Here is a 25,778-nt window from a genome sequence, read left to right on the forward strand (position 1 = left end):
CCCCGACTCCTTCGACCGGAAGGTGTGCCCGTGCGCGCGCAACCCCGCCCCCTGGGCGTCAACACCTGGGTCTGGGCCTCCCCGCTGACCGACGACGACCTCCCCCGGATGCTCGCGCTCGTCGCGGGGCTCGGCTTCGACGCGGTCGAGCTGCCCCTGGAGGAGCCGGGCCACCTCGACCCGGCCCGGACCGCCGCCGCCGTCCGCGACGCCGGCCTGGCGCCGTACGTCGTCGGCGCGATGGCCCCGGGCCGCGACCTCGTCGCGACCGACGCCGCGAGCGTCGCCCGCACGCAGGACTACCTGCGCAGCTGCGTCGACCTCGCCGCCGCGATCGGCGCGCCCAGCGTCTGCGGCCCGTTCTACGCCGCGACCGGCCGCGTGTGGCGGATGACGCCCGCCGAGCGCACCGCGGCGTACGACGAGTGGTGCACGAACCTCGCGCCGGTGCTCGACCACGCGCGCGCCGCCGGCGTGGCGATCGGCATCGAGCCGCTGAACCGCTACGAGACCTCGCTGGTCAACACCGTCGACCAGGCGCTGACCGCGCTGGCGCCGCTCCTCGACGCCCCCGACCCGGGTGTCGGCCTGGCGCTGGACACCTACCACCTCGGCATCGAGGAGCGTTCCAGCGCCGACGCCGTCCGCCGGGTCGGCCGCCACCTGGTGCACGTGCAGGTCTGCGGCAACGACCGCGGCGCCCCCGGCCACGACCAGACCGACTGGCCGGCGCTGCTCGACGCGCTCGACGACGTCGGCTACGCCGGCGCGCTGAACATCGAGAGCTTCACCCCCGACAACGCCTCGATCGCGGTGGCCGCCTCGATCTGGCGGCCGCTCGCCGCCTCGCCCGACGACCTGGCGCGCGACGGCCTCACCTTCCTCCGGTCCTTGACCGGCTCCCACGCCCCAGGAGGCGCCGCATGACCGACGTGGACCCCACCGGCGCGCCCGGGCTGGGGGTGGCCGTGATCGGCTACTCCTTCATGGGCAAGGCGCACTCCAACGCCTGGCGCAACGTGTCCGCGTTCTTCCCCGACGCCCCGCGGGTGCGCCAGCAGGTGCTGGTCGGGCGGGACCCGGCAGCCCTCAAGACCGCCGCGGACCGCTACGGCTGGGCCGACACCGCCACCGACTGGCGCGACGTCGTGACCCGCGACGACGTCGACGTCGTGGACGTCTGCACCCCCGGGCACCTGCACGCCGAGGTCGCGCTGGCGGCGCTCGAGGCCGGCAAGCACGTCCTGGTCGAGAAGCCGCTCGCCAACACCGTGGCCGAGTCCGAGGCCCTCGTGGCCGCCGCGGCGGCCGCGGCCGAGCGCGGCGTGGTCACGATGACCGGGTTCAACTACCGACGGGTGCCGGCGCTCGCGCTCGCGCGGCGGATGATCGCCGAGGGACGGATCGGCACCGTGCGCCAGGTCCGGGCCAGCTACCTCCAGGACTGGCTCGTCGACGAGTCGGCGCCGATGACGTGGCGGCTGCGCCGCGAGTCGGCCGGGTCCGGCGTCCTCGGTGACCTCGGCTCGCACGTGGTGGACCAGCTGCACCACCTGCTGGGCGAGCCGGTCGTCTCCGCGAGCGGCCACCTGCGCACCTTCGTGCCGCAGCGGCCCGGGGACCACGGGCCCGAGGAGGTCACCGTCGACGACGCGGCCTGGGCCACGCTCGAGACCGCCTCCGGCGTGGTCGCCAGCCTCGAGGTCAGCCGGATGGCCACCAGCCGCAAGAACGCGCTGCAGATCGAGGTCTACGGCACGGCCGGTTCGCTGTCGTTCGACCTCGAGCGGCTCAACGAGCTCGGCGTCGACGACCGCGGGCTCGACCCCGCCGGCGGCGTACGCCGGGTGCTCGTCACCGAGGCCGACCACCCCTACCTCGACGCATGGTGGCCGCCAGGCCACGTGCTCGGCTGGGACAGCACGTTCACCTCGCAGGCCGCCGACTTCCTGGCCGCGGTCGCCAACGGGACCCAGCCGGCGCCGTCGTTCGCCGACGGCCTCGCCGTCCAGCGGGTGCTGGCGGCCATCGAGGAGAGTGCGGGACGCTCGGGCGCCCGCGTCGACGTACCGACCGCCACCACCCAGCAGGAGGACTGAGATGGGCAAGCGCTTCACCCTGTTCACCGGCCAGTGGGCCGACCTGCCGCTGGAGGAGGTCGCGCGGCTCGCCGCCGGCTGGGGGTACGACGGCCTCGAGATCGCCGTCTCCGGCGAGCACCTCGACGCGTGGCGCTGGGACGAGCCCGGCTACGTCGAGGGCCGGCTGGAGATCCTCGAGCGGCACGGGCTCGGCTGCTGGGCGATCTCCAACCACCTCACCGGCCAGGCCGTCTGCGACGACCCGATCGACGAGCGGCACCGCGCGATCGTCCGCGACCGCGTGTGGGGCGACGGCGACCCCGAGGGCGTGCGCACCCGCGCCGCGGAGGAGCTGGCGCTGACCGCCCGGCTCGCCCAGCGGATGGGCGTCTCCACCGTCGTCGGCTTCACCGGCTCCTCGATCTGGCCCTACGTCGCGATGTTCCCGCCGGTGCCCGCCTCCCGGATCGAGGCGGGCTTCGCCGACTTCGCCGACCGCTGGAACCCCATCCTCGACGTCTTCGACGAGTGCGGCGTCCGCTTCGCCCACGAGGTGCACCCCTCGGAGATCGCCTACGACTACTGGTCGACGGTGCGCGCGCTCGAGGCGGTCGGCCACCGCGAGGCCTTCGGCCTGAACTGGGACCCCAGCCACATGATGTGGCAGGACCTCGACCCGGTCGCGTTCATCACCGACTTCGCCGATCGGATCTACCACGTCGACTGCAAGGACACCCGCCTGCGCCTCGGCGGCGGCCGCAACGGCCGGCTCTCCTCGCACCTGCCCTGGGGCGACCCGCGCCGCGGCTGGGACTTCGTGTCCACCGGCCGCGGCCAGGTGCCCTGGGAGGACTGCTTCCGCGCGCTCGCCGCCATCGGCTACGACGGACCGATCTCCGTGGAGTGGGAGGACGCCGGCATGGACCGCCTCCACGGCGCCCCCGAGGCCCTCGCCTTCCTCAAGCAGTTCGACTACGACCCGCCCGCCGCCGCCTTCGACGCCGCGTTCAGCTCCTGAGCCGCGGCCGGCCGGCGGGGCCGCTCCGGTCACCTCACGGGTCCCGTCGGCCCCACCCGTTCATGTAACGGACAGTTCGCCACTGTGTAGGCACGTTGCAGCGTGCCGACAGAGTGGCGAACGGTCCGTTACAAGAGTCGCCGGCCGCCACTCAGACGCCGGCGGCGGCGATCGCGTCCGCGACGGCGTCGCCGAAGGCCCGGTGGCCGTCGACGGTGAGGTGCAGCCGGTCGTCGAGGTAGGGCAGGTCCAGCCCGCTGGTGGGGACGTACGTCGCCGCGTGCCGCTCTGCGAGCCGGGCCAGCAGCCGGTCGATGCGGACGACCCCGTCCCCGCGCGCCGGCGCGCTCGCCGGCCCGACCACGACGACGGGCGCGTCGCCGACCCGGCGCTCGAGGCCGGTCATGAGCCGCGCGAACCCGGCCCGCACGGCGGCGGTGCTCTGGTCGACGTCGTTCAGCCCGCCCTCGACGACCACCAGGTCGGCGCCGCCGCGGACCGCGTCGGCCGCACGGGCGGCGAAGGAGACCGCGGGCCCGCAGCCGCTCGCGCCCGCGCTGAAGCCCGACCCGGAGAAGCCCGCCACCCGCACCCGGCCCGCAAGCCGCGACGGCCACGACGTACCCACCTCGTCCAGGCCGAGCCCCGCCGCCCACGAGTCGCCGATGACCACGACGTCACGGCCCTCGCCGGTGACGATCGCCGCCCGCTCGGCCGAGCCCGCGGCGAACCGCTCGCAGCGGGTGCCGCCGGTGCCGCGCGCCCGGTCGGCCAGCTGCACGACGAGCACGCCGACGACCAGCAGCACGACCACGGCGAGCAGCAGCGAGCGGCGACGGGCGAGGAGCACGCACCGATGGTGCGCCACTCCCCGCCCGTCCGCAGGAGTTGTTGCAGGACCGTTGCTGATCCTGGCAAAACGCGGCTCAGACCAGCGCGTACGCCGCCAGCTCGCCGGCGAGGTCCTCGTTGGCGCGGCCGTGGACGATCGTGCCGTCGGCGGTGTGCTCGACGGAGTCGATCTCGCCGTGCTGGTGCAGCCGGTTGATCAGGTCACCGCGCTCGTAGGGCAGCAGCGCGGCGAACTCCACGCCCGGCCGGGGCAGCTCGCCCTCGACGACGCCCAGCGCCTCGGCAATCCCCTCCCCGGTCTTCGCGCTGACGACCACGCAGTGCGGCTCGCGCTGGCGCAGGCGGGCGATGACCATCGGGTCGGCGGCGTCGGCCTTGTTGATGACGACGAGCTCGGGCACCTGGTCGGCGCCGATCTCGGCGAACACCTCGCGCACCGCGGCGATCTGCCCCTCCGGGTCGGGGTGGGAGCCGTCGACGACGTGCAGCACGAGGTCGGCGTCGGCCACCTCCTCGAGCGTGGAGCGGAACGCCTCGACCAGCTGGTGCGGCAGGTGCCGCACGAAGCCGACCGTGTCCGACATCGTGTAGACGCGGCCGTCGGCCGTCGTCGTACGCCGCGTCGTCGGGTCCAGCGTCGCGAACAGCGCGTCCTCGACCAGCACCCCGGCGTCGGTGAGCCGGTTGAGCAGCGAGGACTTGCCCGCGTTGGTGTAGCCGGCGATCGCCACGGCCGGGATCTGGTGGCGACGGCGCTCCTGGCGCTTGGTGTCGCGCGTCCCCTTCATCTCGCGCAGCTCGCGGCGGAGCTTGGCGATCCGGGTGTTGATCCGGCGCCGGTCGGTCTCGATCTTGGTCTCACCGGGGCCACGGCCACCGATGCCGACACCGCCGGCGGCCCGACCGCCGACCTGGCGCGACAGGTTGCCACCCCAACCACGCAGGCGCTGCTTGAGGTAGGTCAGCTGCGCGAGCTCGACCTGCGCCTGGCCCTCCTTGGACTTCGCGTGCTGGGCGAAGATGTCGAGGATCAGCGCGGTCCGGTCGACGACCTTGACCTTGAGCCGGTCCTCGAGGTTCCTCAGCTGGCTGGGCGCGAGCTCGCCGTCGCAGATCACCGTGTCGGCGCCGGTGGCGGCGACGATCTCCTTGAGCCCCTCGACCTTGCCGCGGCCGATGTACGTCGCCGGGTCGGGCCGCTGCCGACGCTGGTAGATCGCGTCGAGCACCTCGGAGCCGGCGGTCTCGGCGAGCAGCGCGAGCTCGGCCATGGAGTTCTCGGCGTCCTCGACGCTGCCCTCGGTCCACACGCCCACCAGGACCACGCGCTCGAGACGCAGCTGGCGGTACTCGACCTCGGTGATGTCCTCGAGGTCGGTCCGCAACGCGGCGACGCGGCGCAGCTCGTGGCGCTCGGCGAGGTCGAGCTCACCGGTGGTGAGCTCCTCCTCGGGGTCGGGCTCGTCGGCGTAGCCGGACTCGAAGTCGTCGGTGCCGTCCTGGATGTCGTCGGCGTCGTCCTCGACGGCGACCTCGAGGTCCTCGTCGTCCCAGGCCCGGGTCTCCTCCAGCTCGGAGTCGAGCGAGAAGTCCCGTGCGTTCGCGTTGGTCATGTGCCTCCGTGTCTTGCCAGGTGTCTTGCCGGGTGTCGTACTGACTGTCATCTCGAAGAGCACAACGCCTCCGAGCCCTCCACTATGCCCGCTTGACTGGGTCCGTGGACAACCATTTCCCCGCTGTGCCCGCCGGTATCCGCCTGCTCGGCCTGACCGGCGCGCCCGGTGTCGGCAAGAGCACGTACGCCGCGGCGCTGGCCGCCGAGCACGGCCTCGCGGTGGTCCCGATGGACGGCTTCCACTACGCCGACGTCGAGCTCACCCGCCGTGGGCTGCTCGACCGGAAGGGCGCACCGGACACCTTCGACGCCGAGGGGTACGCCGTGCTGCTGCGGCGGGTGCGCGGGTGCGAGCCGGCGGTGGTCGCCCCCGCGTTCGACCGCGACCTCGAGCAGCCCCTCGCCGGGGCGATCGCGGTGCCGGCGACCGGGACGGCGGTGACCGAGGGCAACTACCTGCTGCTCGACGAACCGCGCTGGCGGGCGGTGCGCGCGGAGATCGACGAGGTCTGGCACCTCCACGTCGACGACGACCTGCGCCGCGAACGACTGGTCGCCCGGCACGTGCGGCACGGCAAGTCTCCCGAGGAGGCGCGGGCCTGGGTGGCCCGCGTGGACGAGCCGAACGCGCGGCTCGTCGAGGCGGTCGCGGCCCGGGCCGACCGGGTGCTGGACCTCACCGCCGCCTGACCGAACCAACTCGCTGGTCGAGCAGCGGGCCCCGGATCGCGCCCCACGCGTCGGGTACCTGACGGGCGTCCGCCCACTCACCCACCACCACGCCTTGGAGGCACGAGCATGGCCGACGGCACCCGCTCGCTGACCACGCGGCAGGGCCATCCTGTCCCCGACAACCAGAACACCCGGACGATCGGCGCCCGCGGACCGGCGACGCTGGAGAACTACCACTTCCTGGAGAAGATCAGCCACTTCGACCGCGAGCGGATCCCCGAGCGGGTCGTGCACGCCCGCGGGTTCGTCGCCTACGGCGAGTTCGAGGCGACCGGGACGTGGGGCGACGAGCCGATCGCGGCGTACACGCGGGCCAAGATCTTCTCCGAGGCCGGCAAGAGGACGCCGCTCGCGATCCGCTTCTCCACCGTCATCGGCGGCCGGGACTCCTCCGAGGCGGCGCGCGACCCGCGCGGCTTCGCGGTGAAGTTCTACACCGAGGACGGCAACTGGGACCTCGTCGGCAACAACCTCGGCGTCTTCTTCATCCGCGACGCCATCAAGTTCCCCGACGTCATCCACTCCCTCAAGCCCGACCCGGTGACCTTCCGCCAGGAGCCGGCGCGGATCTTCGACTTCATGTCGCAGACGCCGGAGTCGATGCACATGCTGGTCAACCTGTTCAGCCCGCGCGGCATCCCGGCCAACTACCGGACCCAGCAGGGCTTCGGCGTCAACACCTACCGCTGGGTCAACGCCGAGGGCGTCTCCCACCTGGTGAAGTACCACTTCTACCCGCACGAGGGCGTCAAGTCGCTGACCGAGGAGGACGCCGCCAACATCCAGGCCGGCGACCTCGGCCACGCCTCGAAGGACCTCTACGAGGCGATCGAGCGCGGTGACTTCCCGAAGTGGGACCTCTACGTGCAGATGATGGAGGACCACGACCACCCCGAGCTCGACTTCGACCCCCTCGACGACACCAAGGTGTGGCCCGAGGAGCTCTTCGAGCCCAAGCTGGTCGGGACGATGACGCTCAACCGCAACGTCAGCGACCACCACAACGAGAACGAGCAGATCGCCTTCGGCACCGGCGTGCTCGTCGACGGCCTGGAGTTCTCCGACGACAAGATGCTCGTCGGGCGGACCTTCTCCTACAGCGACACCCAGCGCTACCGGGTCGGCCCGAACTACCTCCAGCTGCCGGTCAACGCCGCCAAGGTCGACGTCCACACCAACCAGCGCGGCGGCCAGATGTCGTACGGCGTGGACCTCGCCGAGGGGCAGGACCCGCACGTCAACTACGAGCCCTCGACGATGGGCGGCCTGGCCGAGTCGGCCAAGCCCGGCCACGGCGAGGTCGGCCCGGAGATCAACGGCCGGCTGACCACGGCACGGATCCCGCGCACGAACGACTACGCGCAGGCCGGCGAGCGGTTCCGCCTGATGGAGGACTGGGAGCGCGACGACCTGGTCAAGAACCTCGTCGCCAACATCGCCGAGGCCACCCGCGAGGTCCAGGAGCGGATGGTCTGGCACTTCTTCATGTGCGAGGACGAGCTGGGCCAGCGGGTCGGCGAGGGGCTCGGCATCACCGCCGACGACGTCCGGGGGCTCGAGCCGCTGGCGACACAGACGCTGTCGGAGGAGGAGCTGGAGCGGGCCCGCAACCTCGGCAAGAACGGTCCCCGGGGCGTCGAGGGCCACACGATGACCCACTGCGTCCCCAACGAGCGGGTGGTCGTCGAGCGCTGACGCACGACCACCAGCCCGCGCACGCGACGAGGCCCGCTCCCCTGTTCCACCAGGGAGCGGGCCTCGTGTCGTGCGGGTGCTAGCTCTTCTTCTTCAGCGCGCTCGGCTTGTGCACGGCCTCCCCGCCGGACTTCTCGCTCTTCACGAGGTACTGCGGGTCGTCCTTGCTCGCCTTGACGTCACGCTTCGCGGCGTGGGTGTCGGAGGTGATCTTCTTCTCCACCACGCCCTCGGCGGTGCCGCCGTGGGACTTCCACTCGACCTTGTCGCCCTTCTTGAACTCCGTCATGGGCGGCCGGTACCCGAGCGGTCGCCCCGGAGTCAGCGGGGGCAGCAGGTCACTTGGGAGGCATCCGGATGCCGCCGTCGACGCGGATGGTCTCGGCGTTCATGTAGGAGTTGGTCAGGCACTCCATGACCATGGAGGCCAGCTCGTCGGGGGTGCCGAGGCGCTTGGGGAACAGCACGCTCTCGCCCAGCTTGGCCTTGAACGCCTCCGCGCCCTCGCCCTCGCCGTAGATCGGGGTCTCGATGAGGCCCGGGGCGACGGTGTTGAGGCGGATCGCGGCGGCCGAGAGGTCGCGGGCGACCGGGAGGGTCATGCCGACGACGCCGCCCTTGGAGGCGGAGTACGACGCCTGGCCGATCTGGCCGTCGAACGCGGCGACCGACGCGAGGTTGACGATCGCGCCGCGCTCGCCGGTCTCGGTCGGGTCCTGGGTGCTCATCACCGTCGCGGCCTGGCGGACCACGTCGAAGGTGCCGACCAGGTTGATCGCGACGACCTTCTTGAACGCGTCGAGGTCGTGGGCCGACTCGAGCGTGCCGTCGCGGCCGATGGTGCGCGAGGCCCAGCCGATGCCGGCGGAGTTCACGACCGCGCGCAGCGGGGCGATGTCGGCAGCGGCGCGCACGGCGCCGGCGATCTGCTCGGTGTCGGTCACGTCGACGCGGGCGAAGACGCCGCCGATCTCCTGGGCGAGGGCCTCACCCTTCTCGGCCTGGAGGTCGGCGACGACCACGACGGCACCGCGGGCGGCGAGCTGGCGGGCGCAGGCAGCGCCGATGCCCGACGCTCCGCCCGTGACGATGGCACTGGCTCCGTTGAGTTCCATGCAGCGGACTGTAGTGGCCCGCCGCCCCTCACAGGGCGGTGGTTCCGCGGGCGACCACGACCGCCGGACCGGTCATCAGCACCCGGTCGTCGGCGGTCCAGGTGATCTCCAGCGTGCCGCCGGGGAGGTCGACGCGGTACGTCGCGTCGCCGCCCTCGCCCGCGTCCGGGCGGCGTCCGTCGGCGAGCGCGCTGGCGACCGCGACCGCGCACGCACCCGTGCCGCACGACCGGGTCTCGCCCGACCCGCGCTCGTGGACCCGCATCGCGACGTGGCCCGCACCCCGCCGCTCCACGAACTCCACGTTGACCCCGTGCGGGTAGACCGCCCGGTCGTACGCCGGCGGCTCCGCCAGCGGCCCCACCGGTCCGTCGGCCGCGAGCGACTCGCCGTCGGCGAGGAACGCCACCGCGTGCGGGTTGCCCATGTCGACGTGGGTCGCCGCCCAGCGGGCCGGTCCCACGGCCACCTCGGTGTCCCCGGGCAGCTGCGGGCGGCCCATGTCGACGGTGATCCGGTCGCCGTCGACCTCGATCACCTTGACCCCGGCGCGGGTGCCGACCGGGATCGGCCGGCCGGGCTCGACCAGGCCCTCCTCGAGCAGGTGCCGGGCGAAGACGCGCACGCCGTTGCCGCACATCTCCGAGAGCGAGCCGTCGCTGTTGCGGTAGTCCATGAACCACTCGGCCTCGCGCGGGTCCGCGTGCTCGCGCGCCGCGGCGTACGCCTCGGTCCGGACGACGCGCAGGACGCCGTCGCCGCCGATGCCGGCCCGCCGGTCGCACAGCCGGGCGACCCGCGCCGGGTCGAGGTCGCCGTGGACCGTGCCGTCGTGGTCGGGCAGCAGCACGAAGTCGTTCTCGGTGCCGTGCCCCTTGAGGAACGGGTACTCACTCATAGAGCGACTTCCCGTAGTTCTCGGGCTTGTAGTAGTCGTCGAGCTGCGCGACGTCCATGCCGTTGGCCTCGACCCCCTTGGCGATGAGCGCGCGGCGCGGCACCCTCGCCTCCGGGTCCCAGGTCTCCGGCTGCCACAGCCCGCTGCGCAGGAACGCCTTCGCGCAGTGGAAGAACAGGTCCTCGATGTCCACCACGACCGCGAGCAGCGGCCGGTGGCCCTTGACGACCAGCTCGTCGAACCACGGTGCGTCGCTGACCAGCCGTGCGCGGCCGTTGATGCGCAGGGTGTCGCCGCGGCCGGGGATGAAGAAGTTCAGCCCGACGTGGGGGTTGGTGAGGATGTTGCGGTAGCCGTCCGCCCGTCGGTTGCCCGGCCGCTCGGCCAGCGCGATCGTCCGGTCGTCGATGACGTGGACGAGCTGGCCGGCCGGGTCGCCCTTGGGCGAGGCGTCGCACCGGCCGTCGGCGTCGCTGGTCGCCATCACGCAGAACGGCGATGCCGCCAGCCAGTCCCGGTCGACCGGGAGCAGCGCGGCGCGCGCCTTGTTGACCGCCCGCTCGTTCGGCTCGCCCAGCAGCGCGACGAGCTGCTCGACGGTGGTGATCTCCGCGGTGGTCTCGGGCGGCGCCTCGGGGGCGCGTGCGGCGACGGTCTCGGTCACCCCTCCACGGTAGTGCCCGGGGCGCCGCCGCCACCGCTCAGTTCCGCGGCCGGACCACGCCGGCCGAGCCCCCTCCCCGGCGCGTCGGCTCGGCCGCCGCGGTCAGCAGCCCGCCGGGGCCGATCTCGATCGCGGCCGCCGCGCCGATCTCGGCGGCGCTGGTCAGCGCGTCGCCGGCCGGCGCGAGCTCGTGGCCGTAGGCCTCGAGCAGCGCCCCGTAGGCGTCGATGAACCCCGGCTCGGCCGTCACCGCGGCGGTGTTGCGCTGCGAGGCGCGCGGCGCGGCCACCGCCTCGGCGATGCTCCGGCCCCGGTCGAAGCGCTCGACGAGGATCTGCAGCACGGTCGTGATGATCGTCGAACCGCCGGGCGAGCCGACCGCGAGCACGGGCCTCCCGTCGCGGAGCACGATCGTCGGCGACATCGAGCTGCGCGGCCGCTTGCCCGGCTGGATCCGGTTCGGGTCCTCGGGGTCGGGCTCGGCGCTGAAGTCGGTCAGCTCGTTGTTGAGCAGGAAGCCGCGACCCGGCACGACGATCCCCGACCCACCGGTCTGCTCGATGGTCAGCGTGTACGACACGACGTCGCCCCAGCGGTCGACGACGCTCAGGTGGGTGGTCTCGACGTTCTCCGTGTCGGGCGCCTCGACCGGCTCGGCGCCGCCGCCGGTGGCGCACTCGCCGTCGTACGACGTCACGTCGCCCGGCTCGACCGGCTTGGTGGCTGCCCGGGTCGGGTCGATCGTGCAGTCGCGCTCGGCCGCGAAGGTCGGCGAGAGCAGGTCGGCGAGCGGCACGTCGACGTAGGCCGGGTCCCCGACGTACGCCGTGCGGTCGGCGAACGCCCGCGCGCTCGCCTCGAGGTAGAGGTGCAGTGCCTGCGCGTCGTCCATCGCGGCGAGGTCGTGGCGCTCGAGGATCTCGAGCGCCTCGCCGACCGTCGAGCCGCCGCTGGAGGACGGCGCCATGCCGTGGACGTCCAGGCCGCGGTAGCTCGTGCGGGTCGCGGCCTGGTTCTTGACGCGGTAGCCGCGCAGGTCCTTCTTGGTCAGGTAGCCGGTCGGCACGGGAAGGTCGGTCCGACCGCTCAGCGGCGGCTTGCGGACCGCTCGGACGATCTCGGCCGCGATCGCGCCGCGGTAGAACGGCTTCAGGCCGTCCCTGCGGACGAGGTCGTAGGTGCGGGCGAGGTCGGGGTTGCGGAACCGCGTGCCGACGACTGGCAGCTTCCCGCCGCGCAGGAACAGCCGCCTGGTCGAGGTGAAGGTGCGGAACCGCTCCCGGTTGTCCTTCGTCTGCTGGCGGAACGTCTCGTCGACGACGAACCCCTTGCGCGCCAGGGCGGCGGGCCGGCCCAGCACCTGCTTCAGCGATCGGCTGCCCCACCGGTCGAGCGCACGCTTCCAGGTGGCGAGCGTGCCGGGCGTGCCGACGCTGACGCCGCTGGTGACCAGGTCCGGGGTGAACGGGTAGGGCTCGCCGGTCGCCGGGTCGAGGAACGCGTCGGCCGGGATGCCCTGCGGGGCCGTCTCGCGGCCGTCGATGGTCGCGACCTTCCCGGTCGAGGCGTCGTAGTGGACGAAGTAGCCGCCTCCGCCGATGCCGGCGCTGTAGGGCTCGGTGACCCCGAGCGCGGCGGCGGTCGCGACCGCCGCGTCGGCAGCGTTGCCGCCGGAGCGGAGCACCGCGAGCCCGATCCGGGTGGCGTCCGGGTCGACGGAGCTGACCGCTCCCCCGGTGCCGGTCGCCACCGGGATCTTCGGTGGCACCGGCGCGGCCGCGGCGGGCGGCGCACCCGGGAGCGCGACGAGGGTCGGCGCGAGCAGGGCGAGGACGGGGACGGCTCGGACGATGGAGCGACGGCGCATGGGTTCCTCCCGAGAGATCCGCGGACGAGGCGGTCCGATCACTGTGGACCCGGCCGCCGACGGTTGTCGAGGTGCCCGCTCCGGCTCGTCGCAGGCAGGCGTCCTCAGGCAGGCGGTCGTCGGGGTAGTAACGGACGTTCCTGACCTCCACGATCGTCGGGACGGACGTCTCTGACCGCTACTACCCCGCCGGGCTACGAGCGCGGACCCACGACGTCGTAGGTCGCACAGAGGAACGCACCGTTGCGCCCGTGCGAGGTCAGCCGCAGGTCGAGCCGCCGCGGGAGGAGCGGTCGGCCGGCGCCGAGCGTCACCGGTGCGATCGACACCAGCACCTCGTCGAGCAGCCCGGCGTCGGCCAGCTGGCCGGCGAGGTCGCCGCCGCCGACGACCCACACGTCCTTGCCGGCGGCGGCCTCGACCATCGCCGCGTGCATCTCCCGCACGTCGCCCGAGGCGATCGTGACGTTGTCGGCGACCGGGGCGAGGTCGCGGTTCGTCATCACCCAGGTGGGCTGCTCGTAGGACCATTGCTCGCCGGTCGCGGCGCTGTGGTCGAGCACCCACTGGTAGGTCGTCGCGCCCATCAGCAGCGCGCCGATGCCGCTGATGAACGCGCCGTAGTCGAGCATCCCGCCCTCTTCGAGCGGCTGGCTCAGCAGCCAGTCGAGCGAGTCGTGCTCGTCGGCCAGGAAGCCGTCGAGCGTGGTGGCGGTGTAGTAGACGGTCCTCGTCATCGGTCGCTCCTCGTCCTGCTCCACATGATCGGGTCGCCGTCGTCCACCGCGACGCCGAGCGTCCGCAGCAGCATCCGGGCGAGCTGGCGCCGGTGCGCGGCGTACGTCAGCACGTGCCCGACGACCTCGCCGAGCAGGAAGCTCTCGGGCGGCTCGCAGAGCGCGTCGACCAGCCGGTCGCCCCAGGCACCGCGGCGGTCCACGTCGCGCACCATCGCCAGCCAGCGCGGCGCGACCGCGTCGTGCCGCTCCGAGAGCAGCGACAGGTCGCCGTCGCCGCGGGCGGGGGTGTCGAGGCCCTCGATCGCGGCGAGCCAGACCTCCTTGGCGTGGACGTGGTTCTCCAGCACCGCCGCCAGCGACGGCTCCTCGCCGTCCCACGCGAGCACCCGGTTCCCGGGCAGCAGCACGCGCTCGAGCTGCTCGCGCGAGAGTCCCTTCGCCACGTCGAGCAGCGCCCGGGTGTCGTCGAGGTCGTGCCCCACCAGCTGCTCGGTGACCGGGTCGCCCGCGGGCCCGCCCGCCTCGCCGGCGTCGACCCACAGCGAGGTCGGCGGGTGGAAGTGGATGCCGTTCGGGGCCGGCAGCCAGTGGTCGCGCGGTCCACCCGAGCGGACGGCCGACGGCGGCTCGCCGTACGCCCTGGCGAAGGCGCGGCTGAACCCCTCGACGCTCTCGTAGCCCGCCGCGAATGCCGCCTCCGTCACGCTCGTCCCACCTCGGAGCCGCCAGGCCGCGCGCTCCAGCTCGACCCGCCGGCGCATCGCCACCGGCGGCTCGCCGGCGTCGCGGCGCAGGCGCCGGGCGAAGTGGTAAGGCGAGGCGTAGGCGTCCTCGGCCATCTCCCCGAGCGTCCGGTTGTCCTCGTCGAGCACCGCGTCGAGCAGCTCGCGCAACCGGTCGCGTCCGCTCCCGTTCTCCTCCATGCCGACCAGTCTGGCCGGGCGGGGCCGTCCTCCGCCCGACCGTTCTTGCGCTCCTGCGCCGCGCTCAGGCGGTGTCGACGGCCGCCCGGAGCAGCAGGATCCCGAACCCGGTCAGCCCGCGGGCCCGTGCGGACAGCACGACGACGGAGACGCCGAGGTCGGGACGCGAGCCGACGAAGGACCGGTAGCCGCCGGTGCCGCCGTCGTGGAACAGCATCCCGTCCGGCGCGAGCAACCACCCGAGCCCCACCGAGGCCGGGCCGACGCGCCCGGCGCGCTGCTGCGGGGCGCGGGTGTCGGCGGCGGCCGCCGCGAGCGGGCCGTCGTACGCCGTGTCGAACGCGCCGACGTAGCGCGTGAGGTCCGCGGCGGTCGAGACGACGCCGCCGGCGCCGGCGAGCAGCGCGAGGTCCCACCGCCCGGCGGGGCGGCCGCGCCAGCCGTGCCCGGGCGCGAGCCGGTGCTCGTGGCCCGTCGGCAGCGCGACGGCGGTGTCGACGAGGCCGAGGGGGCCGGCCAGCCGGTCGGCGAGCAGCGTGGCGTAGTCGGTGCCGGCCGCGCGGGCGAGCGCCCAGCCGAGCAGGCCGCCGCCGAGGTTGGAGTAGCCGAACCGGCGGCCGGGCTCGACGCGCGGCCGGGTCGCGAGCACCGCGGCGGACAGCGTCGCCTCGTCGTAGCGCGCGTAGGGGTCGTGCCGCTCGCTGGTCAGCCCGGGCCACAGCGCGCCGCGGGGCAGCCGGGGCAGGCCGGAGTGGTGGGTGGCGAGGTCGCGCAGCGTGATCGGCCGGCCCTCGACCGGCGGCGCGACCGGTAGGTGGTCGGCCACCGGGTCGTCGAGGCCGACCACTCCCTCGCGCGCCAGGTCCGCGAGCAGCAGCGCGGTCATCGTCTTGGTGACCGAGCCGATCTCGAAGATCGAGGAGACGGCGTCGGGCAGCTCGCCACGGAAGTGGTACGCCGTGCCCGCCGGCGTGCGGACGGCGACGACGAGGCCGGTGCCGTCGTCGCGGCGTCGGCCCAGCACCTCCTCGACGGTCGGGGTCGGACGCTCGCGGCTCATGCCCCCACCCTGCCGACCGCCGCCAGCGCCCGCTCCACCCGGTCCGGGTCGTCGTGGAGGACCCACACCACCCGCGGGTCCTTGCGGAACCACGCGTCCTGCCGCCGCGCGAAGCGGCGGGTGGCCACCACGGTCCGCTCGCGCGCCTCCTCGAGCGACAGCTCGCCGTCGAGGTGGGCCATCACCTCGACGTACCCGATCGCGCGGCCGGCCGTCCGCCCCTCCGCCAGCCCCTCGTCGAGCAGGCGCGCGACCTCCTCGACCAGGCCGGCGGCGAACATCGCGTCGACCCGCTGCTCGATCCTCGCGTCCAGGGTGGGCCGGTCGATGTCCACGCCGACCTGGACGGTGGCGGGGTCGACGTACTCCGGCTGCGGCAGCGACGCGCTGAACGGGCGGCCGGTGATCTCGACGACCTCGAGCGCGCGGACGGTGCGCCGGCCGTTCTCGACCAGGATCCGCGCGGCGGCCTCGGGGTCGACCTCGGCCAGCCGTGCGTGCATCGCGGCGGGACCCACCTCGTCGAGCTCCGCCTCCAACCGCGCCCGCACCGCCTCGTCGGTCCCGGGGAACTCGAAGCGGTCCAGCACCGCGCGGGTGTAGAGCGCCGACCCGCCCACGAGCACCGGCACCCGGCCGGCGTCGCGGAGGTCGGCGATGGTCGCGCGCGCCCAGCCCTGGAACTCCGCGACGGTGGCCGGCTCGCGGACCGACAGCCGGTCGAGCAGGTGGTGCGGGATGCCACGGCGTTCGGCGACGGGGAGCTTCGCGGTGCCGATGTCCATGCCGCGGTAGAGCTGCATGGCGTCGGTGTTGACCACCTCGCCGGCGAGCCGCTCGGCCAGGTCCAGCGACAACGCGGTCTTGCCGCTGGCGGTCGCCCCGACCACCGCCACCACCGGCACGCCCGCCTGCGGCCCTGCCCGTCCTGGGGCAGGGATTGATGTCGGTGGCATCTGGCTAGTGTTCCAAGGAACCGACGCCGAACCGACCGGAGGGCACCATGACCGCGCCGATCCCCGAGGGACGCGACGAGCAGCCGCTCGACATCGACCAGCAGGTCCCCGACGAGCACGGCAGCGAGCTGCCCGACGGCCACGACCCGTCGGCCGCCGAGGAGGCCGTCCGCGAGGAGAACGCCGAGACGTCGTTCCCCGAGCCCAGCCAGTAGAGCCCAGCCAGGAGAGCCCAGCCAGGAGAGCCCAGCCAGGAGAGCCCCGCCAGCAGGGACAAGGCAGTAGGGACGCCAGAGAAGGAGGCCCGCATGAGCGAGCAGAGGCCCGAGCAGGTCGAGAACGAGGCCGACGAGTACGCCCCCGACGAGCCGGAGTCCCCCGACACCGGCACCGTCTACGAGGGAGCGACCGGGGAGCCGGCCGTCACCCCGAACGACACCACCCCCGACGAGGAGGAGCAGCCGTGACGGACCAGCCAGCCGAGCAGCCCCAGGCACCCGGGACCCCGATGCGGGAGGACGAGCCGGCCGCTCCGACGGGCGCCGACCGCGAGCCGCGCGGAGAGGTCGACGAGTCCCACCTCGAGGAACCGGTCGCCGGGTCCGAGGCCGACCACCGGCACGGTGACCGCCCTGAGTGAGGACGCCACCGGCGACCCGCGGCACGGCCGGTTCGTCGTCGTGCCCGCGGCGTACGTCTTCCTGCTTCGCGACGGCGGGCGCGGCACCGAGGTGCTGCTCCAGTTGCGCAGCGGCACCGGCTACATGGACGACCACTGGGCGGCTGCGGCCGCGGGCCACGTCGAGCGCGGCGAGACGGCGTACGACGCGGCGCGGCGCGAGGCCCGCGAGGAGCTCGCGATCGACGGGCTCGACCTGGCGTTCGTGACCGCGATGCAGCGCACCCGCGGCGGGGAGCCGATCGACGAGCGGATCGACTTCTTCTTCACCGCCCGCACCTGGTCCGGCGAGCCGCGCATCGTCGAGCACGACTTGGCCGCCGACCTGCGGTGGTGGCCGCTCGACGCGCTTCCCGACCCCGTCGTCCCGCACGAGGCGGCCGTGTTGGCGGGCATCCGGTCGGGTACCAGCACGCCGTACTCGACCTTCGGCTTCGACGCCGCGGTCGACCAGCGCGACGAGGAGGACTGATGTCCGAGGAGACCCGCACCGACACCGGCACGGGCGAGCTCGCAGAGATGCCCGAGCCGCAGATCGACCCCGGCGAGCCGAACCCCGGCGGGGCCGACGCGATCGAGGACGACGTCCCGGTCGGCGAGCAGCGGACCATCCCTGACCTCACGCCGGACGAGAACCCCGCCATCGACGACAGCACCCCCGACACGCTCCAGGAGCAGATGTCCGGGTCCGAGGACACCTCCACCGAGGCGACCGAGGCCTCCCCCGACGAGGCCGGCGAGCAGGACGAGGGCGCGGCCGAGCAGGGCAAGGCGGAGTGAGCGGCGAGGGCGGGAAGCCGGGCTTCCCCGACGAGGTGCCGGTCGACGAGGACCTCGCCGAGCCGCTGCGCGCGTCCAACCCCAACGCCAACGGTCCTCAGGGCGCCGCCGGCGGCATGGGTGTCAGCTCCGAGCGGGTCGGTCACGCCGGCCCGGCCCAGACGAGCACCGACGGCGTGCGGGACAACTCCCTCGCGGAGGCGGGCGACGACGTGCCTCCCGAGCAGGCCGCCGGCGGGCCCGAGGACAACCCCGACACGGTGCTGCCCAAGGCCGGCTACCCGAGCAAGGACCCGCGGTCGAAGGAGCACCCCTTCGACGCCAAGCCCGACCTCTGAGCGCCCGGCGGCGGTTCGCTCAGCCGCAGGCCGGTGCGGCCGGGAGCGGCGCGGGCACGCCGACGGCCGGCATGCCGAGCGAGACGCCCGACGGCGCGGCCGGCGCCGACGTACGCGCCTCCCAGGCGTCGCCCGAGCGGGTGCGCCGCACCGCCAGCACGCGGTCGGCGACCAGGTGGTGCGGGGCGGCGTAGGTGACCTCGGCGGTGACCATGTCGCCCGGCCGCGGGGTGCCCAGCGAGGCGTCCGGCGCGGCGAAGTGCACGAGCCGGTTGTCCGGCGCGCGACCCGAGAGCCGCAGCGTCTCGGCGTCCTTGCGCCCCTCGCCCTCGGCGACCATCAGCTCGACGGTGCGGCCGACGATCTTCTTGTTCTCCTCCCAGGCGATCTCGTTGACCAGGTCGACCAGGCGGCCGTACCGGTCCTTGACCACCTCGGGCGGGACCTGCTCGTCGAGGACGGCGGCCGGGGTGCCGGGGCGCTTGGAGTACTGGAAGGTGAACGCGCTGGCGAACCGCGACTCGCGCACCACGCGCAGCGTCTCGAGGAAGTCCTCCTCGGTCTCGCCGGGGAAGCCGACGATGATGTCGGTGGTGATCGCGGCGTGCGGGATCGCGGCGCGGACCCGGTCGATGATCCCGAGGAACTTGCTGGACCGGTAGGAACGGCGCATCGCGCGCAGCACCCGGTCCGAGCCGGACTGCAGCGGCATGTGCAGGCTCGGCATGACGTTCGGCGTCTCGGCCATCGCCTCGATGACGTCGTCGGTGAACTCCGCCGGGTGCGGGCTGGTGAACCGCACCCGCTCGAGGCCCTCGATGTCGCCGCACGCGCGCAGCAGCTTGGAGAACGCCTGCCGGTCGCCGAACTCCACGCCGTAGGCGTTGACGTTCTGACCCAGCAGCGTCACCTCGGTGACGCCCTCCGCCACGAGCGCGCGGACCTCGGCCAGGATGTCGCCGGGGCGGCGGTCCTTCTCCTTGCCGCGCAGCGCCGGGACGATGCAGAAGGTGCAGGTGTTGTTGCACCCGACCGACACCGAGACCCACGCGGCGTACGCCGACTCGCGCTTGGTCGGCAGCGTGCTCGGGAAGACGTCGAGGCTCTCGAGGATCTCGACCTGCGCCTCCTGCCGCACCCGCGCCCGCTCCAGCAGCACCGGCAGCGAGCCGATGTTGTGGGTGCCGAAGACGACGTCGACCCACGGCGCCCGCTCGGTGATCGTGGTGCGGTCCTTCTGCGCCAGGCACCCACCGACGGCGATCTGCATGCCGGGCTTCGCGGCCTTGACCGGCGCCAGGTGGCCGAGGTTGCCGTAGAGCTTGTTGTCGGCGTTCTCCCGCACCGCGCAGGTGTTGAAGACGACGACGTCGGCCTGCTCGCCGTTCGGGACGGCGGCGTACCCCGCACCCTCCAGCAGGCCGGTGAGCCGCTCGGAGTCGTGGACGTTCATCTGGCACCCGTAGGTGCGGACCTCGTAGGTGCGGGGTGTCGACATAGCGCCTCCGAGGGTACGGCGCGGCGCGCGGCGCCGCGGAATCGTGCGCACGTGCGCTGTTTGGTCACGATCCGGTCGCGGTCGGCGCGACCCCAGGCTCGGACGTGGCCCGTCCGGGCCGGATGTGGATAGTGTCCGGCGCCATGACGACGCACCGGACGACTGACGACCTGGTCGTGCTCGACCACGTGGACAAGTGGTTCGGCCAGCTGCACGTGCTCAAGGACGTCGACCTGCGCATCCGCCGCGGCGAGGTCGTGGTGGTCATCGGCCCCTCGGGATCGGGCAAGTCGACGCTGTGCCGCGCGATCAACCGGCTGGAGCCGATCGACAAGGGCACCATCACCCTCGACGGCAAGCCCCTGCCCGAGGAGGGCAAGGAGCTCGCTGCCCTGCGCGCCGAGGTCGGGATGGTCTTCCAGTCCTTCAACCTCTTCGCCCACAAGACGATCCTCGAGAACGTCACGCTCGGCCCGATCAAGGTGCGCGGCCATAAGAAGGACGCCGCCGAGAAGCGCGCCCGCGAGCTGCTCGACCGGGTCGGCGTCGGACACCAGGCCGAGAAGTACCCCGCGCAGCTCTCCGGCGGCCAGCAGCAGCGCGTCGCCATCGCCCGCGCGCTGGCGATGGAGCCGAAGGTGATGCTCTTCGACGAGCCGACCTCCGCGCTCGACCCCGAGATGATCTCCGAGGTCCTCGAGGTCATGGTCGACCTGGCCAAGCAGGGCATGACGATGGTCGTCGTCACCCACGAGATGGGCTTCGCCCGCACCGCCGGCGACCGGGTCGTCTTCATGGCCGACGGCGCCATCGTCGAGGAAGCCACCCCCGAGCAGTTCTTCACCAACCCGCAGAGCGATCGGGCCAAGGACTTCCTCGGCAAGATCCTCAAGCACTGAAGGAGATCGACATGCGACACGCACGTTTCCGGATGGCGGCCGCCGCCGTCCTGCTCGCCGGCGGCCTGGCCGCCTGCGGTGACGCGGGCAACGACGACGCCGAGGGCGTCGACGTCGAGGTGGCGGAGAACGCCGCCGACGAGTTCGACGACGGCACCCGCATGAAGGAGCTCGCGGAGGACGGCAACATCGTCATCGGCGTGAAGTTCGACCAGCCCGGCATCGGGTTCAAGGGCGCCACCGACGACGCCCCGGTCGGGTTCGACCCGGAGATCGGCAAGATCCTCGCCGCCGACCTCGGCATCGCCGCCGAGGACATCACGTGGAAGGAGACGATCTCCGACAACCGGGAGCCCTTCCTCGAGAGCGGCGAGGTCGACCTGGTCATCGCGTCGTACTCCATCACCGACGAGCGGCGTGAGGTCGTCGGCCAGGCGGGCCCGTACTACGTCACCGGTCAGCAGCTGCTCGTCCGCTCCGACAGCGACATCGACAGCCTCGACGACGTCAAGGGCACCGAGGTCTGCTCGGTCACCGGCTCCACCTCGCTGGAGAACATCGAGGCCGAGGGCGCTCGTCCGCGTGGCTTCGACACCTACTCCGAGTGCGTCGACCAGGTGCTCAACGGCACCGTGGACGCGATGACGACCGACGGCGCGATCCTCCTGGGCTACGCGGCGGAGAACGCCGACCAGCTCAAGGTCGTCGTCGAGCCGTTCTCCGAGGAGCGGTACGGCGTGGGCTACTCGCTCGAGGCGCCCGAGATGTGCCAGTGGATCGTGGACACCATCACCGAGGCCCAGGAGGATGGCGCCTGGGACGAGGCGTTCCAGGCCACCCTGGGCCAGTCCGGCGTGGAGACCCCGGAGCCGCCGGCGATGGACGAGTGCCCGGCCTGATCGGCTGACACCCCGCCCGTCCGGCTCCACCGGGACGGGCACCGACCCCGCGAGCGGGGCGGCCCCAACGGGCCGCCCCGCTCGTCCTCCCGAGAGGAGACGGCGTGGACGACGTGACGTCCGAGTTCGACCTCGTGCTGCAGGCGTTCTGGCTGACGATCCAGCTGGCCGCGCTGTCCGGCGTGGTCTCGCTGGTGCTGGGCACCGTGCTGGCCGCCATGCGCGTCGGCCCGGTGGCGCCCTTCCGGCTCGCCGCGACGACCTACGTGAACGTCGTCCGCAACACGCCGTTGCTGATCGTGTTCGTGTTCGTGTTCGTGGCGTTCCCGAACCTCGGACTGCTCGTCGGCACGCCGTTCCTGCTCAAGGGCGTGGTGGCCGTCAGCCTCTACACCGCACCCTTCGTGTGCGAGGCCATCCGCGCCGGCATCAACGCGGTCCCCCTGGGTCAGGCCGAGGCCGCCCGCGCGATCGGGTTGACCTTCGGGCAGACGATGGGCAACGTCGTGCTCCCCCAGGCGTTCCGCGCCGCGGTGCCGCCGCTGGCGAGCGTGCTGATCGCGATGACCAAGAACACCTCGATCGCCGCCGTCTTCGGGCTCATGGAGGCCACGGCCCGGATGCGCTACTTCACCAACAACAGCGCCGACGACACCGTGATCTTCCTCGTCTTCGCGCTCGGCTACATCATCATCGTCGAGACGCTGTCCGCCGGCGCCTGGGGCCTCGAGCGGCGTTGGCGGGTGGCCCGATGAGCAGCGTCCTCTTCGACAGTCCCGGCCCGCGCACCCGCGCGCGGCACCGGACCTACTCGATCGTCGCCGGCGTGGTGCTGGCCGCGGCCCTCGTGGGGGTCGTGCTCTTCCTGCAGGACCGCGGCGAGCTCGAGTACGAGCTGTGGGAGCCGTTCGTCACGCCCGACTACCTCGAGGCGCTCGTCCTCGACGGGCTGGTCAACACGCTCCAGATGGCCGCCACCGCGGTGCTCATGGCCGTGGTGATCGGCGTCGTGCTCGGCGTCGGGAAGCTGTCGGACCACCGGCTGGTGCGCTGGCCCTGCTGGCTGGTCGTGGAGTTCTTCCGCGCCGTCCCGCTGCTGCTGCTGATCGTCTTCATCTTCTTCGCCTACGGCACCGGCGGCGGGATCGGGTCGTACTGGTCGGTCGTCATCGGCCTGACCCTCTACAACGGGGCCGTCCTCGCCGAGGTCTTCCGCGCCGGCGTGCTCGCCGTGCCCCGCGGCCAGGCGGAGGCGGCGTACGCCCTCGGCATGCGCAAGACCCAGGTGATGGTGACGGTCCTGCTCCCGCAGGCGGTGAAGATCATGCTGCCCGCGATCATCAGCCAGTGCGTGGTCGCGCTCAAGGACACCAGCCTCGGCTACTACGTGCTCGCGCCGGGCCTCACCACGGTCGGGCGCTCGATCTGGCAGGAGTTCGGCAACCAGTTCCAGACCGCGACCGTGCTCGCCGCGACCTACATCGCCCTCAATTTCCTGCTCTCGATGCTCGCCACCTGGGCGCAGCGGCGGTTCGTGGGCGAGAGGTCGCAGACGCCGGCGCTGGGCATCGGCACCGGCGGCCGGGACGCCGGTCAGCCCATGGGCGGCGGCGGCGCCTTCGGCGGCCAGGCGACCGGAGGGGCCTGAGGCCGCTCAGCGCTTCTTCGGCGTCACCCAGAGCCGGATGGCGCCCTCGACGACGACCGTGCCGTCGTCGCGGGCGCCGCTGACGCGGACGTGCAGGTCGGCGCCCTCGTCGGGCAGGCCGGTCCACTGCTCGGGGTCGGTCTCGGCGACGCAGGTGATGTCGCTGGTCGCCTTGGCGGTGTAGCTGACGTCCATCCCCTTCGGGATCCACCGCTTGTCGGCAGGCACGGTCGCCTCCGCCAGGGCGCCCATCGCCGCCTCGAGCCCGTTGCACAGCGCGATCGCGTGCACGGTGCCGAGGTGGTTGTGGACCTTGCGGCGCTTGGGGATGACCAGCTCCGCCCGGTTCGGCCGGATCTCGGTGAACCGCGGCCGGATCGTCGCGAAGTACGGCGCCTGCTGGCTGAACAGCAGCGAGAACGCCTTCGCTCCCAGTCGCGGTCCCACCACCGGCAGGCCCGTCGTCGTACGCCACATCTGCAGGACTCGGCTCATGCCGGCTGACGTTACCCGACGGTAACCCTTTGCGCGCGGCCCTTGTAACGGATGGTTCGCACACCTGTAGGCACGTTGCAGCGTGCCTACAGAGTGGCGAACAGTCCGTTACATGCTCGGCGGGCCGGCGCGTGCCCGGCCCGGACGCTCAGGCGAGCGAGAGGAAGAACTTCTCCAGCTTGGCCAGCTCGGCCTCGCCGACGTCGGCCCCGTCGGCGACGGTCTGGCGCAGCTCGGCGGCGATCAGTGCGAAGCCGGCCCGGTCGAGGGCGCGGGAGACGGCCTTGAGCTGGTGGACGACCGCCTCGAGGTCGCGGCCCTCCTCGATCATCCGCAGCACGCCGCCGAGCTGGCCCTGGGCGCGCTTGATGCGGTTGACGACGGCGGACATGTCCACCGCCTGCACCCCGGCCGCCTGTACCGCGGCGGCCGGCACGCTCGCCGGGACGTCGACCGGCGCCTCCGTGGGCGCCTGGGGTCGGGAGTCGAGGTCGGTCAAGGGAAGCCCTTCTGGTGCGGCCTGTCGCGGGTCCCGAGCCCGCCGCCGGCAGGCGGGGGCCTGTCCGGACGAGGTGACAACGCGGCACCTCGCTCCGCGTTACGCCGGCGCGAGCACCTCGACCCGGTTGCCGTGGGCGTCGCGGGTGTGGAAGCGCTGGTACGCCGCGAACGTGTGCCGCTCGGTCCAGTCCACGGTGAAGCCGGCCGCCCCCAGCGACGCGCCGAGCCGCTCCAGCTCCGTCGCGTCGGCGACCAGCAGCGCGGGGTGGGCCTTGCGCGCCGGGACGAAGGGGTCCTCGACGCCGACGTGCACCTCCGCCCCGCCCGCGTCGCCGGGACGAGCGCGGAACCAGCAGCCGCCCCGCCCGGCCAGGTCGGCCGGCTTGGGCACCTCGGTCAGGCCGAGCCCGTCGCGCCAGAAGCGCCGGGCCTCGTCCTCGCCGCCGGGCGGACAGGCGACCTGCACGTGGTGGAGCCGCATCACTCGCCCACCTCCGAGACCTTGCGCGCAACCACGAAGATGCGCCGGAAGGGCAGCACCACGCCGTGCGGCCGCTCGGGGTACGCCGCCCGCAGCCGTGCGCGGAACTCCTCCTCGAACCTCGTCCCCAGGTCCGGCGGCAGCGCCTGCAGCGTCGGGCGGGCGCCGGTGGCCGACACCCAGGTGAACACCGGGTCCGGCCCGGTGAGCACGTGGAGGTAGGTCGTCTCCCAGGCATCGACCGAGCACCCGAGACCCGCCAGCACGTCGAGGTACACCGCTGGGTCGTGGCTGCTGGGCACCGCGACGTGGCGGGTGTGCGCGGCGTACGGCTCCTCGGCGGCGAGGTCGCGCCGGATGGTGTGGCTCGGCTCCTCGAAGTTCCCCGGGACCTGGAGAGCCAGCCAGCCGCCCGGGGCGACGTGGCCGAGGAGCTGCGGCAGCAGGTCGAGGTGGTCGGGCAGCCACTGGAGCGTGGCGTTGGAGACGAGCACGTCCACAGGGGTCTCGGGTCGCCAGTCGCGCAGGTCGGCGAGGTCGTACCGCACCCCGTCGCCCCGGCCGCGCGCCGCCGCGACCATCTCGGGGCTGGCGTCCAGCCCGTGCACGTCCGCGTCCGGCCACCGCTCGCGCAGCAGCGCGGTGAGGTTGCCCGGGCCGCAGCCGAGGTCGACGACCGTGCGCGGGGCGGCGGCGTCCACCCGACCGAGGAGCTCGACGAACGGCCGGCCGCGCTCGTCGGCGTAGGCGAGGTACCGGTCCGGGTCCCACGTGTGCTGGCTGCGCGTCACCTCACCAGGGTGCGCCCGGACTATCTTGATGTCAAGATTCTCGACCGGTCCGCTAGAGTGCGACGTCATGCGGGACGAGGTCGACGATCTGGTCGAGGCGTGGGCGCGTGAACGCCCCGACCTCGACTTCGACGCGGTCTCGGTCTTCAGCCGGATCTCGCGGCTGGCTCGCCACCTCGACCTCGCCCGGCGCCAGGCGTTCACCGAGCACGGCATCGAGACGTGGGAGTTCGACGTGCTCGCGGCGCTGCGGCGTGCCGGGGCGCCGTACGAGCTCTCCCCCGGCCGGCTGCTGCGCGAGACCCTCGTGACGAGCGGGACGATGACCAACCGGGTCGACCGGCTGGCGGCCCGCGGGCTGGTCGAGCGCTACCCGGACCCCGATGACCGCCGCGGCGTCATCGTGCGGCTCACCACCGAGGGCAAGAGCGCCGTCGACGGGGCGTTCACCGCGCTGCTGCGCGCCGAGCAGGAGCTCATCGCCGACCTGCCCCCGACCGAGCGCCACGAGCTGGCCGACCTGCTGCGCCGGCTGCTCGTGCCGTTCTCCTGA

32 protein-coding genes are annotated in these 25,778 nt (G+C 73.2%); 16 read left to right on the forward strand and 16 right to left on the reverse strand.

Annotation, left to right across the window (positions count from 1 at the left end; all coding sequences use genetic code 11):
* Positions 1–30: 30 nt before the first annotated feature.
* From G6553_RS17060 to G6553_RS17070, 3 genes are read left to right on the forward strand one after another with little or no spacing between them, the layout of a single operon-like run.
* The gene (locus G6553_RS17060; RefSeq protein WP_207619927.1) at positions 31–927 is read left to right on the forward strand and encodes a sugar phosphate isomerase/epimerase; all 897 of its coding nucleotides are present in this window, start codon (positions 31–33) and stop codon (positions 925–927) included.
* Positions 924–2,099, forward strand: coding sequence for a Gfo/Idh/MocA family oxidoreductase (locus G6553_RS17065; RefSeq protein ID WP_166195698.1), 1,176 nt, complete (start codon positions 924–926; stop codon positions 2,097–2,099). The genes G6553_RS17060 and G6553_RS17065 overlap by 4 nt, the downstream gene beginning before the upstream one ends.
* Before the next feature lies 1 nt (position 2,100).
* Positions 2,101–3,099: a sugar phosphate isomerase/epimerase family protein gene (locus tag G6553_RS17070; protein WP_166195700.1), complete on the forward strand. Its 999-nt coding sequence runs from the start codon at positions 2,101–2,103 to the stop codon at positions 3,097–3,099.
* Between the two features lie 151 nt (positions 3,100–3,250).
* Here the strand turns inward: G6553_RS17070 and G6553_RS17075 are convergent, their stop codons facing one another.
* Together G6553_RS17075 and hflX are read right to left on the reverse strand one after the other, a co-directional pair.
* Complete coding sequence (locus tag G6553_RS17075; protein ID WP_166195702.1) at positions 3,251–3,949, reverse strand: SGNH/GDSL hydrolase family protein; 699 nt, start codon at positions 3,947–3,949, stop codon at positions 3,251–3,253.
* Positions 3,950–4,025: 76 nt separating this feature from the next.
* Positions 4,026–5,564, reverse strand: a complete 1,539-nt coding sequence (hflX, locus tag G6553_RS17080) for a GTPase HflX (protein ID WP_166195704.1) — start codon at positions 5,562–5,564, stop codon at positions 4,026–4,028.
* Between the two features lie 104 nt (positions 5,565–5,668).
* On the opposite strand from hflX, the gene G6553_RS17085 reads away from it, so the two are divergent.
* Positions 5,669–6,256: a nucleoside/nucleotide kinase family protein gene (locus tag G6553_RS17085; RefSeq protein WP_347565778.1), complete on the forward strand. Its 588-nt coding sequence runs from the start codon at positions 5,669–5,671 to the stop codon at positions 6,254–6,256.
* A gap of 108 nt (positions 6,257–6,364) precedes the next feature.
* A complete protein-coding gene (locus tag G6553_RS17090) occupies positions 6,365–7,993 on the forward strand; it encodes a catalase (protein ID WP_166195707.1) in 1,629 nt (542 codons plus the stop codon).
* A 79-nt stretch (positions 7,994–8,072) separates the two neighbouring features.
* Here the strand turns inward: G6553_RS17090 and G6553_RS17095 are convergent, their stop codons facing one another.
* The 9 genes from G6553_RS17095 to miaA form a co-directional block, all read right to left on the reverse strand.
* Entirely contained in the window at positions 8,073–8,282 is a 210-nt protein-coding gene (locus tag G6553_RS17095) for a DUF2945 domain-containing protein (protein ID WP_166195709.1), read from the reverse strand.
* Positions 8,283–8,331: 49 nt separating this feature from the next.
* Positions 8,332–9,108, reverse strand: coding sequence for an SDR family NAD(P)-dependent oxidoreductase (locus tag G6553_RS17100; RefSeq protein WP_166195711.1), 777 nt, complete (start codon positions 9,106–9,108; stop codon positions 8,332–8,334).
* Between the two features lie 28 nt (positions 9,109–9,136).
* On the reverse strand, positions 9,137–10,006 hold the full coding sequence (gene dapF / locus G6553_RS17105) for a diaminopimelate epimerase (protein WP_166195713.1): 870 nt from the start codon (positions 10,004–10,006) through the stop codon (positions 9,137–9,139).
* Positions 9,999–10,670 (reverse strand): pyridoxamine 5'-phosphate oxidase family protein, encoded by a 672-nt coding sequence (locus G6553_RS17110; RefSeq protein WP_166195715.1) that lies wholly within the window; start codon positions 10,668–10,670, stop codon positions 9,999–10,001. The genes dapF and G6553_RS17110 overlap by 8 nt, the downstream gene beginning before the upstream one ends.
* Positions 10,671–10,707: 37 nt before the next feature.
* Positions 10,708–12,537 (reverse strand): gamma-glutamyltransferase, encoded by a 1,830-nt coding sequence (ggt, locus tag G6553_RS17115; protein WP_166195716.1) that lies wholly within the window; start codon positions 12,535–12,537, stop codon positions 10,708–10,710.
* 194 nt (positions 12,538–12,731) lie between these two features.
* The gene (locus G6553_RS17120) at positions 12,732–13,274 is read right to left on the reverse strand and encodes a dihydrofolate reductase family protein (protein ID WP_166195717.1); all 543 of its coding nucleotides are present in this window, start codon (positions 13,272–13,274) and stop codon (positions 12,732–12,734) included.
* Complete coding sequence (locus tag G6553_RS17125; RefSeq protein WP_166195718.1) at positions 13,271–14,200, reverse strand: helix-turn-helix domain-containing protein; 930 nt, start codon at positions 14,198–14,200, stop codon at positions 13,271–13,273. Before G6553_RS17125 ends, G6553_RS17120 begins: the two co-directional genes overlap by 4 nt.
* Positions 14,201–14,264: 64 nt before the next feature.
* A complete protein-coding gene (locus G6553_RS17130; protein ID WP_166195720.1) occupies positions 14,265–15,260 on the reverse strand; it encodes a serine hydrolase domain-containing protein in 996 nt (331 codons plus the stop codon).
* Positions 15,257–16,216 carry a tRNA (adenosine(37)-N6)-dimethylallyltransferase MiaA gene (gene miaA / locus G6553_RS17135; RefSeq protein ID WP_166195722.1) on the reverse strand — a complete coding sequence of 320 codons (960 nt, stop codon included), beginning with the start codon at positions 16,214–16,216 and terminating at the stop codon, positions 15,257–15,259. The genes G6553_RS17130 and miaA overlap by 4 nt, the downstream gene beginning before the upstream one ends.
* Positions 16,217–16,263: 47 nt before the next feature.
* Here miaA and G6553_RS17140 point away from each other — a divergent pair, with 47 nt between their 5' ends.
* From G6553_RS17140 to G6553_RS17165, 6 genes are all read left to right on the forward strand, one after another.
* Positions 16,264–16,431 (forward strand): hypothetical protein, encoded by a 168-nt coding sequence (locus G6553_RS17140; RefSeq protein WP_166195723.1) that lies wholly within the window; start codon positions 16,264–16,266, stop codon positions 16,429–16,431.
* Between the two features lie 93 nt (positions 16,432–16,524).
* Complete coding sequence (locus G6553_RS17145) at positions 16,525–16,683, forward strand: hypothetical protein (protein WP_166195725.1); 159 nt, start codon at positions 16,525–16,527, stop codon at positions 16,681–16,683.
* A complete protein-coding gene (locus G6553_RS17150; RefSeq protein ID WP_166195727.1) occupies positions 16,680–16,856 on the forward strand; it encodes a hypothetical protein in 177 nt (58 codons plus the stop codon). Before G6553_RS17145 ends, G6553_RS17150 begins: the two co-directional genes overlap by 4 nt.
* A complete protein-coding gene (locus G6553_RS17155; RefSeq protein ID WP_347565780.1) occupies positions 16,840–17,367 on the forward strand; it encodes an NUDIX domain-containing protein in 528 nt (175 codons plus the stop codon). The genes G6553_RS17150 and G6553_RS17155 overlap by 17 nt, the downstream gene beginning before the upstream one ends.
* The gene (locus G6553_RS17160) at positions 17,367–17,675 is read left to right on the forward strand and encodes a hypothetical protein (RefSeq protein ID WP_166195729.1); all 309 of its coding nucleotides are present in this window, start codon (positions 17,367–17,369) and stop codon (positions 17,673–17,675) included. Before G6553_RS17155 ends, G6553_RS17160 begins: the two co-directional genes overlap by 1 nt.
* Positions 17,672–18,013: a hypothetical protein gene (locus G6553_RS17165; protein WP_166195741.1), complete on the forward strand. Its 342-nt coding sequence runs from the start codon at positions 17,672–17,674 to the stop codon at positions 18,011–18,013. Before G6553_RS17160 ends, G6553_RS17165 begins: the two co-directional genes overlap by 4 nt.
* Before the next feature lie 19 nt (positions 18,014–18,032).
* Here the strand turns inward: G6553_RS17165 and miaB are convergent, their stop codons facing one another.
* A complete protein-coding gene (gene miaB / locus G6553_RS17170; protein ID WP_166195743.1) occupies positions 18,033–19,511 on the reverse strand; it encodes a tRNA (N6-isopentenyl adenosine(37)-C2)-methylthiotransferase MiaB in 1,479 nt (492 codons plus the stop codon).
* A 170-nt stretch (positions 19,512–19,681) separates the two neighbouring features.
* Here miaB and G6553_RS17175 point away from each other — a divergent pair, with 170 nt between their 5' ends.
* The 4 genes from G6553_RS17175 (at position 19,682) to G6553_RS17190 (ending at position 22,957) form a co-directional block, all read left to right on the forward strand.
* Entirely contained in the window at positions 19,682–20,410 is a 729-nt protein-coding gene (locus G6553_RS17175; RefSeq protein ID WP_207619931.1) for an amino acid ABC transporter ATP-binding protein, read from the forward strand.
* Between the two features lie 11 nt (positions 20,411–20,421).
* Positions 20,422–21,309: a glutamate ABC transporter substrate-binding protein gene (locus tag G6553_RS17180; RefSeq protein WP_166195747.1), complete on the forward strand. Its 888-nt coding sequence runs from the start codon at positions 20,422–20,424 to the stop codon at positions 21,307–21,309.
* A gap of 104 nt (positions 21,310–21,413) precedes the next feature.
* Positions 21,414–22,064, forward strand: a complete 651-nt coding sequence (locus G6553_RS17185; RefSeq protein WP_166195749.1) for an amino acid ABC transporter permease — start codon at positions 21,414–21,416, stop codon at positions 22,062–22,064.
* Positions 22,061–22,957, forward strand: a complete 897-nt coding sequence (locus G6553_RS17190) for an amino acid ABC transporter permease (RefSeq protein WP_166195751.1) — start codon at positions 22,061–22,063, stop codon at positions 22,955–22,957. The genes G6553_RS17185 and G6553_RS17190 overlap by 4 nt, the downstream gene beginning before the upstream one ends.
* A gap of 6 nt (positions 22,958–22,963) precedes the next feature.
* On the opposite strand, the gene G6553_RS17195 is transcribed toward G6553_RS17190, so the two are convergent.
* The 4 genes from G6553_RS17195 to G6553_RS17210 form a co-directional block, all read right to left on the reverse strand.
* Complete coding sequence (locus G6553_RS17195) at positions 22,964–23,452, reverse strand: hotdog fold domain-containing protein (protein ID WP_166195753.1); 489 nt, start codon at positions 23,450–23,452, stop codon at positions 22,964–22,966.
* Positions 23,453–23,600: 148 nt separating this feature from the next.
* The gene (locus G6553_RS17200; RefSeq protein ID WP_166195776.1) at positions 23,601–23,843 is read right to left on the reverse strand and encodes a metal-sensitive transcriptional regulator; all 243 of its coding nucleotides are present in this window, start codon (positions 23,841–23,843) and stop codon (positions 23,601–23,603) included.
* A 207-nt stretch (positions 23,844–24,050) separates the two neighbouring features.
* Complete coding sequence (locus tag G6553_RS17205) at positions 24,051–24,434, reverse strand: glyoxalase (RefSeq protein ID WP_166195755.1); 384 nt, start codon at positions 24,432–24,434, stop codon at positions 24,051–24,053.
* Positions 24,434–25,225, reverse strand: coding sequence for a trans-aconitate 2-methyltransferase (locus tag G6553_RS17210; protein WP_347565781.1), 792 nt, complete (start codon positions 25,223–25,225; stop codon positions 24,434–24,436). Before G6553_RS17210 ends, G6553_RS17205 begins: the two co-directional genes overlap by 1 nt.
* Positions 25,226–25,292: 67 nt before the next feature.
* On the opposite strand from G6553_RS17210, the gene G6553_RS17215 reads away from it, so the two are divergent.
* Entirely contained in the window at positions 25,293–25,778 is a 486-nt protein-coding gene (locus G6553_RS17215) for a MarR family transcriptional regulator (protein WP_166195759.1), read from the forward strand.

This window comes from Nocardioides sp. IC4_145 (assembly GCF_011250565.1).
Classification (GTDB): Bacteria; Actinomycetota; Actinomycetes; order Propionibacteriales; family Nocardioidaceae; genus Nocardioides.

What these genes read in the sequence shown, in the direction of transcription:
- G6553_RS17100 (WP_166195711.1), bottom strand. Translation starts at nt 9,108, where the DNA reads ATGGAACTCAACGGAGCCAGTGCCATCGTCACGGGCGGAGCGTCGGGC.
- G6553_RS17140 (WP_166195723.1), top strand. Translation starts at nt 16,264, where the DNA reads ATGACCGCGCCGATCCCCGAGGGACGCGACGAGCAGCCGCTCGACATC.
- G6553_RS17195 (WP_166195753.1), bottom strand. Translation starts at nt 23,452, where the DNA reads ATGAGCCGAGTCCTGCAGATGTGGCGTACGACGACGGGCCTGCCGGTG.
- G6553_RS17095 (WP_166195709.1), bottom strand. Translation starts at nt 8,282, where the DNA reads ATGACGGAGTTCAAGAAGGGCGACAAGGTCGAGTGGAAGTCCCACGGC.
- G6553_RS17065 (WP_166195698.1), top strand. Translation starts at nt 924, where the DNA reads ATGACCGACGTGGACCCCACCGGCGCGCCCGGGCTGGGGGTGGCCGTG.
- hflX (WP_166195704.1), bottom strand. Translation starts at nt 5,564, where the DNA reads ATGACCAACGCGAACGCACGGGACTTCTCGCTCGACTCCGAGCTGGAG.
- miaB (WP_166195743.1), bottom strand. Translation starts at nt 19,511, where the DNA reads ATGTCGACACCCCGCACCTACGAGGTCCGCACCTACGGGTGCCAGATG.
- G6553_RS17145 (WP_166195725.1), top strand. Translation starts at nt 16,525, where the DNA reads ATGAGCGAGCAGAGGCCCGAGCAGGTCGAGAACGAGGCCGACGAGTAC.
- G6553_RS17130 (WP_166195720.1), bottom strand. Translation starts at nt 15,260, where the DNA reads ATGAGCCGCGAGCGTCCGACCCCGACCGTCGAGGAGGTGCTGGGCCGA.
- G6553_RS17090 (WP_166195707.1), top strand. Translation starts at nt 6,365, where the DNA reads ATGGCCGACGGCACCCGCTCGCTGACCACGCGGCAGGGCCATCCTGTC.
- dapF (WP_166195713.1), bottom strand. Translation starts at nt 10,006, where the DNA reads ATGAGTGAGTACCCGTTCCTCAAGGGGCACGGCACCGAGAACGACTTC.
- G6553_RS17120 (WP_166195717.1), bottom strand. Translation starts at nt 13,274, where the DNA reads ATGACGAGGACCGTCTACTACACCGCCACCACGCTCGACGGCTTCCTG.
- ggt (WP_166195716.1), bottom strand. Translation starts at nt 12,537, where the DNA reads ATGCGCCGTCGCTCCATCGTCCGAGCCGTCCCCGTCCTCGCCCTGCTC.
- G6553_RS17180 (WP_166195747.1), top strand. Translation starts at nt 20,422, where the DNA reads ATGCGACACGCACGTTTCCGGATGGCGGCCGCCGCCGTCCTGCTCGCC.
- miaA (WP_166195722.1), bottom strand. Translation starts at nt 16,216, where the DNA reads ATGCCACCGACATCAATCCCTGCCCCAGGACGGGCAGGGCCGCAGGCG.
- G6553_RS17160 (WP_166195729.1), top strand. Translation starts at nt 17,367, where the DNA reads ATGTCCGAGGAGACCCGCACCGACACCGGCACGGGCGAGCTCGCAGAG.
- G6553_RS17200 (WP_166195776.1), bottom strand. Translation starts at nt 23,843, where the DNA reads ATGTCCGCCGTCGTCAACCGCATCAAGCGCGCCCAGGGCCAGCTCGGC.
- G6553_RS17205 (WP_166195755.1), bottom strand. Translation starts at nt 24,434, where the DNA reads ATGCGGCTCCACCACGTGCAGGTCGCCTGTCCGCCCGGCGGCGAGGAC.
- G6553_RS17125 (WP_166195718.1), bottom strand. Translation starts at nt 14,200, where the DNA reads ATGGAGGAGAACGGGAGCGGACGCGACCGGTTGCGCGAGCTGCTCGAC.
- G6553_RS17070 (WP_166195700.1), top strand. Translation starts at nt 2,101, where the DNA reads ATGGGCAAGCGCTTCACCCTGTTCACCGGCCAGTGGGCCGACCTGCCG.
- G6553_RS17190 (WP_166195751.1), top strand. Translation starts at nt 22,061, where the DNA reads ATGAGCAGCGTCCTCTTCGACAGTCCCGGCCCGCGCACCCGCGCGCGG.
- G6553_RS17215 (WP_166195759.1), top strand. Translation starts at nt 25,293, where the DNA reads ATGCGGGACGAGGTCGACGATCTGGTCGAGGCGTGGGCGCGTGAACGC.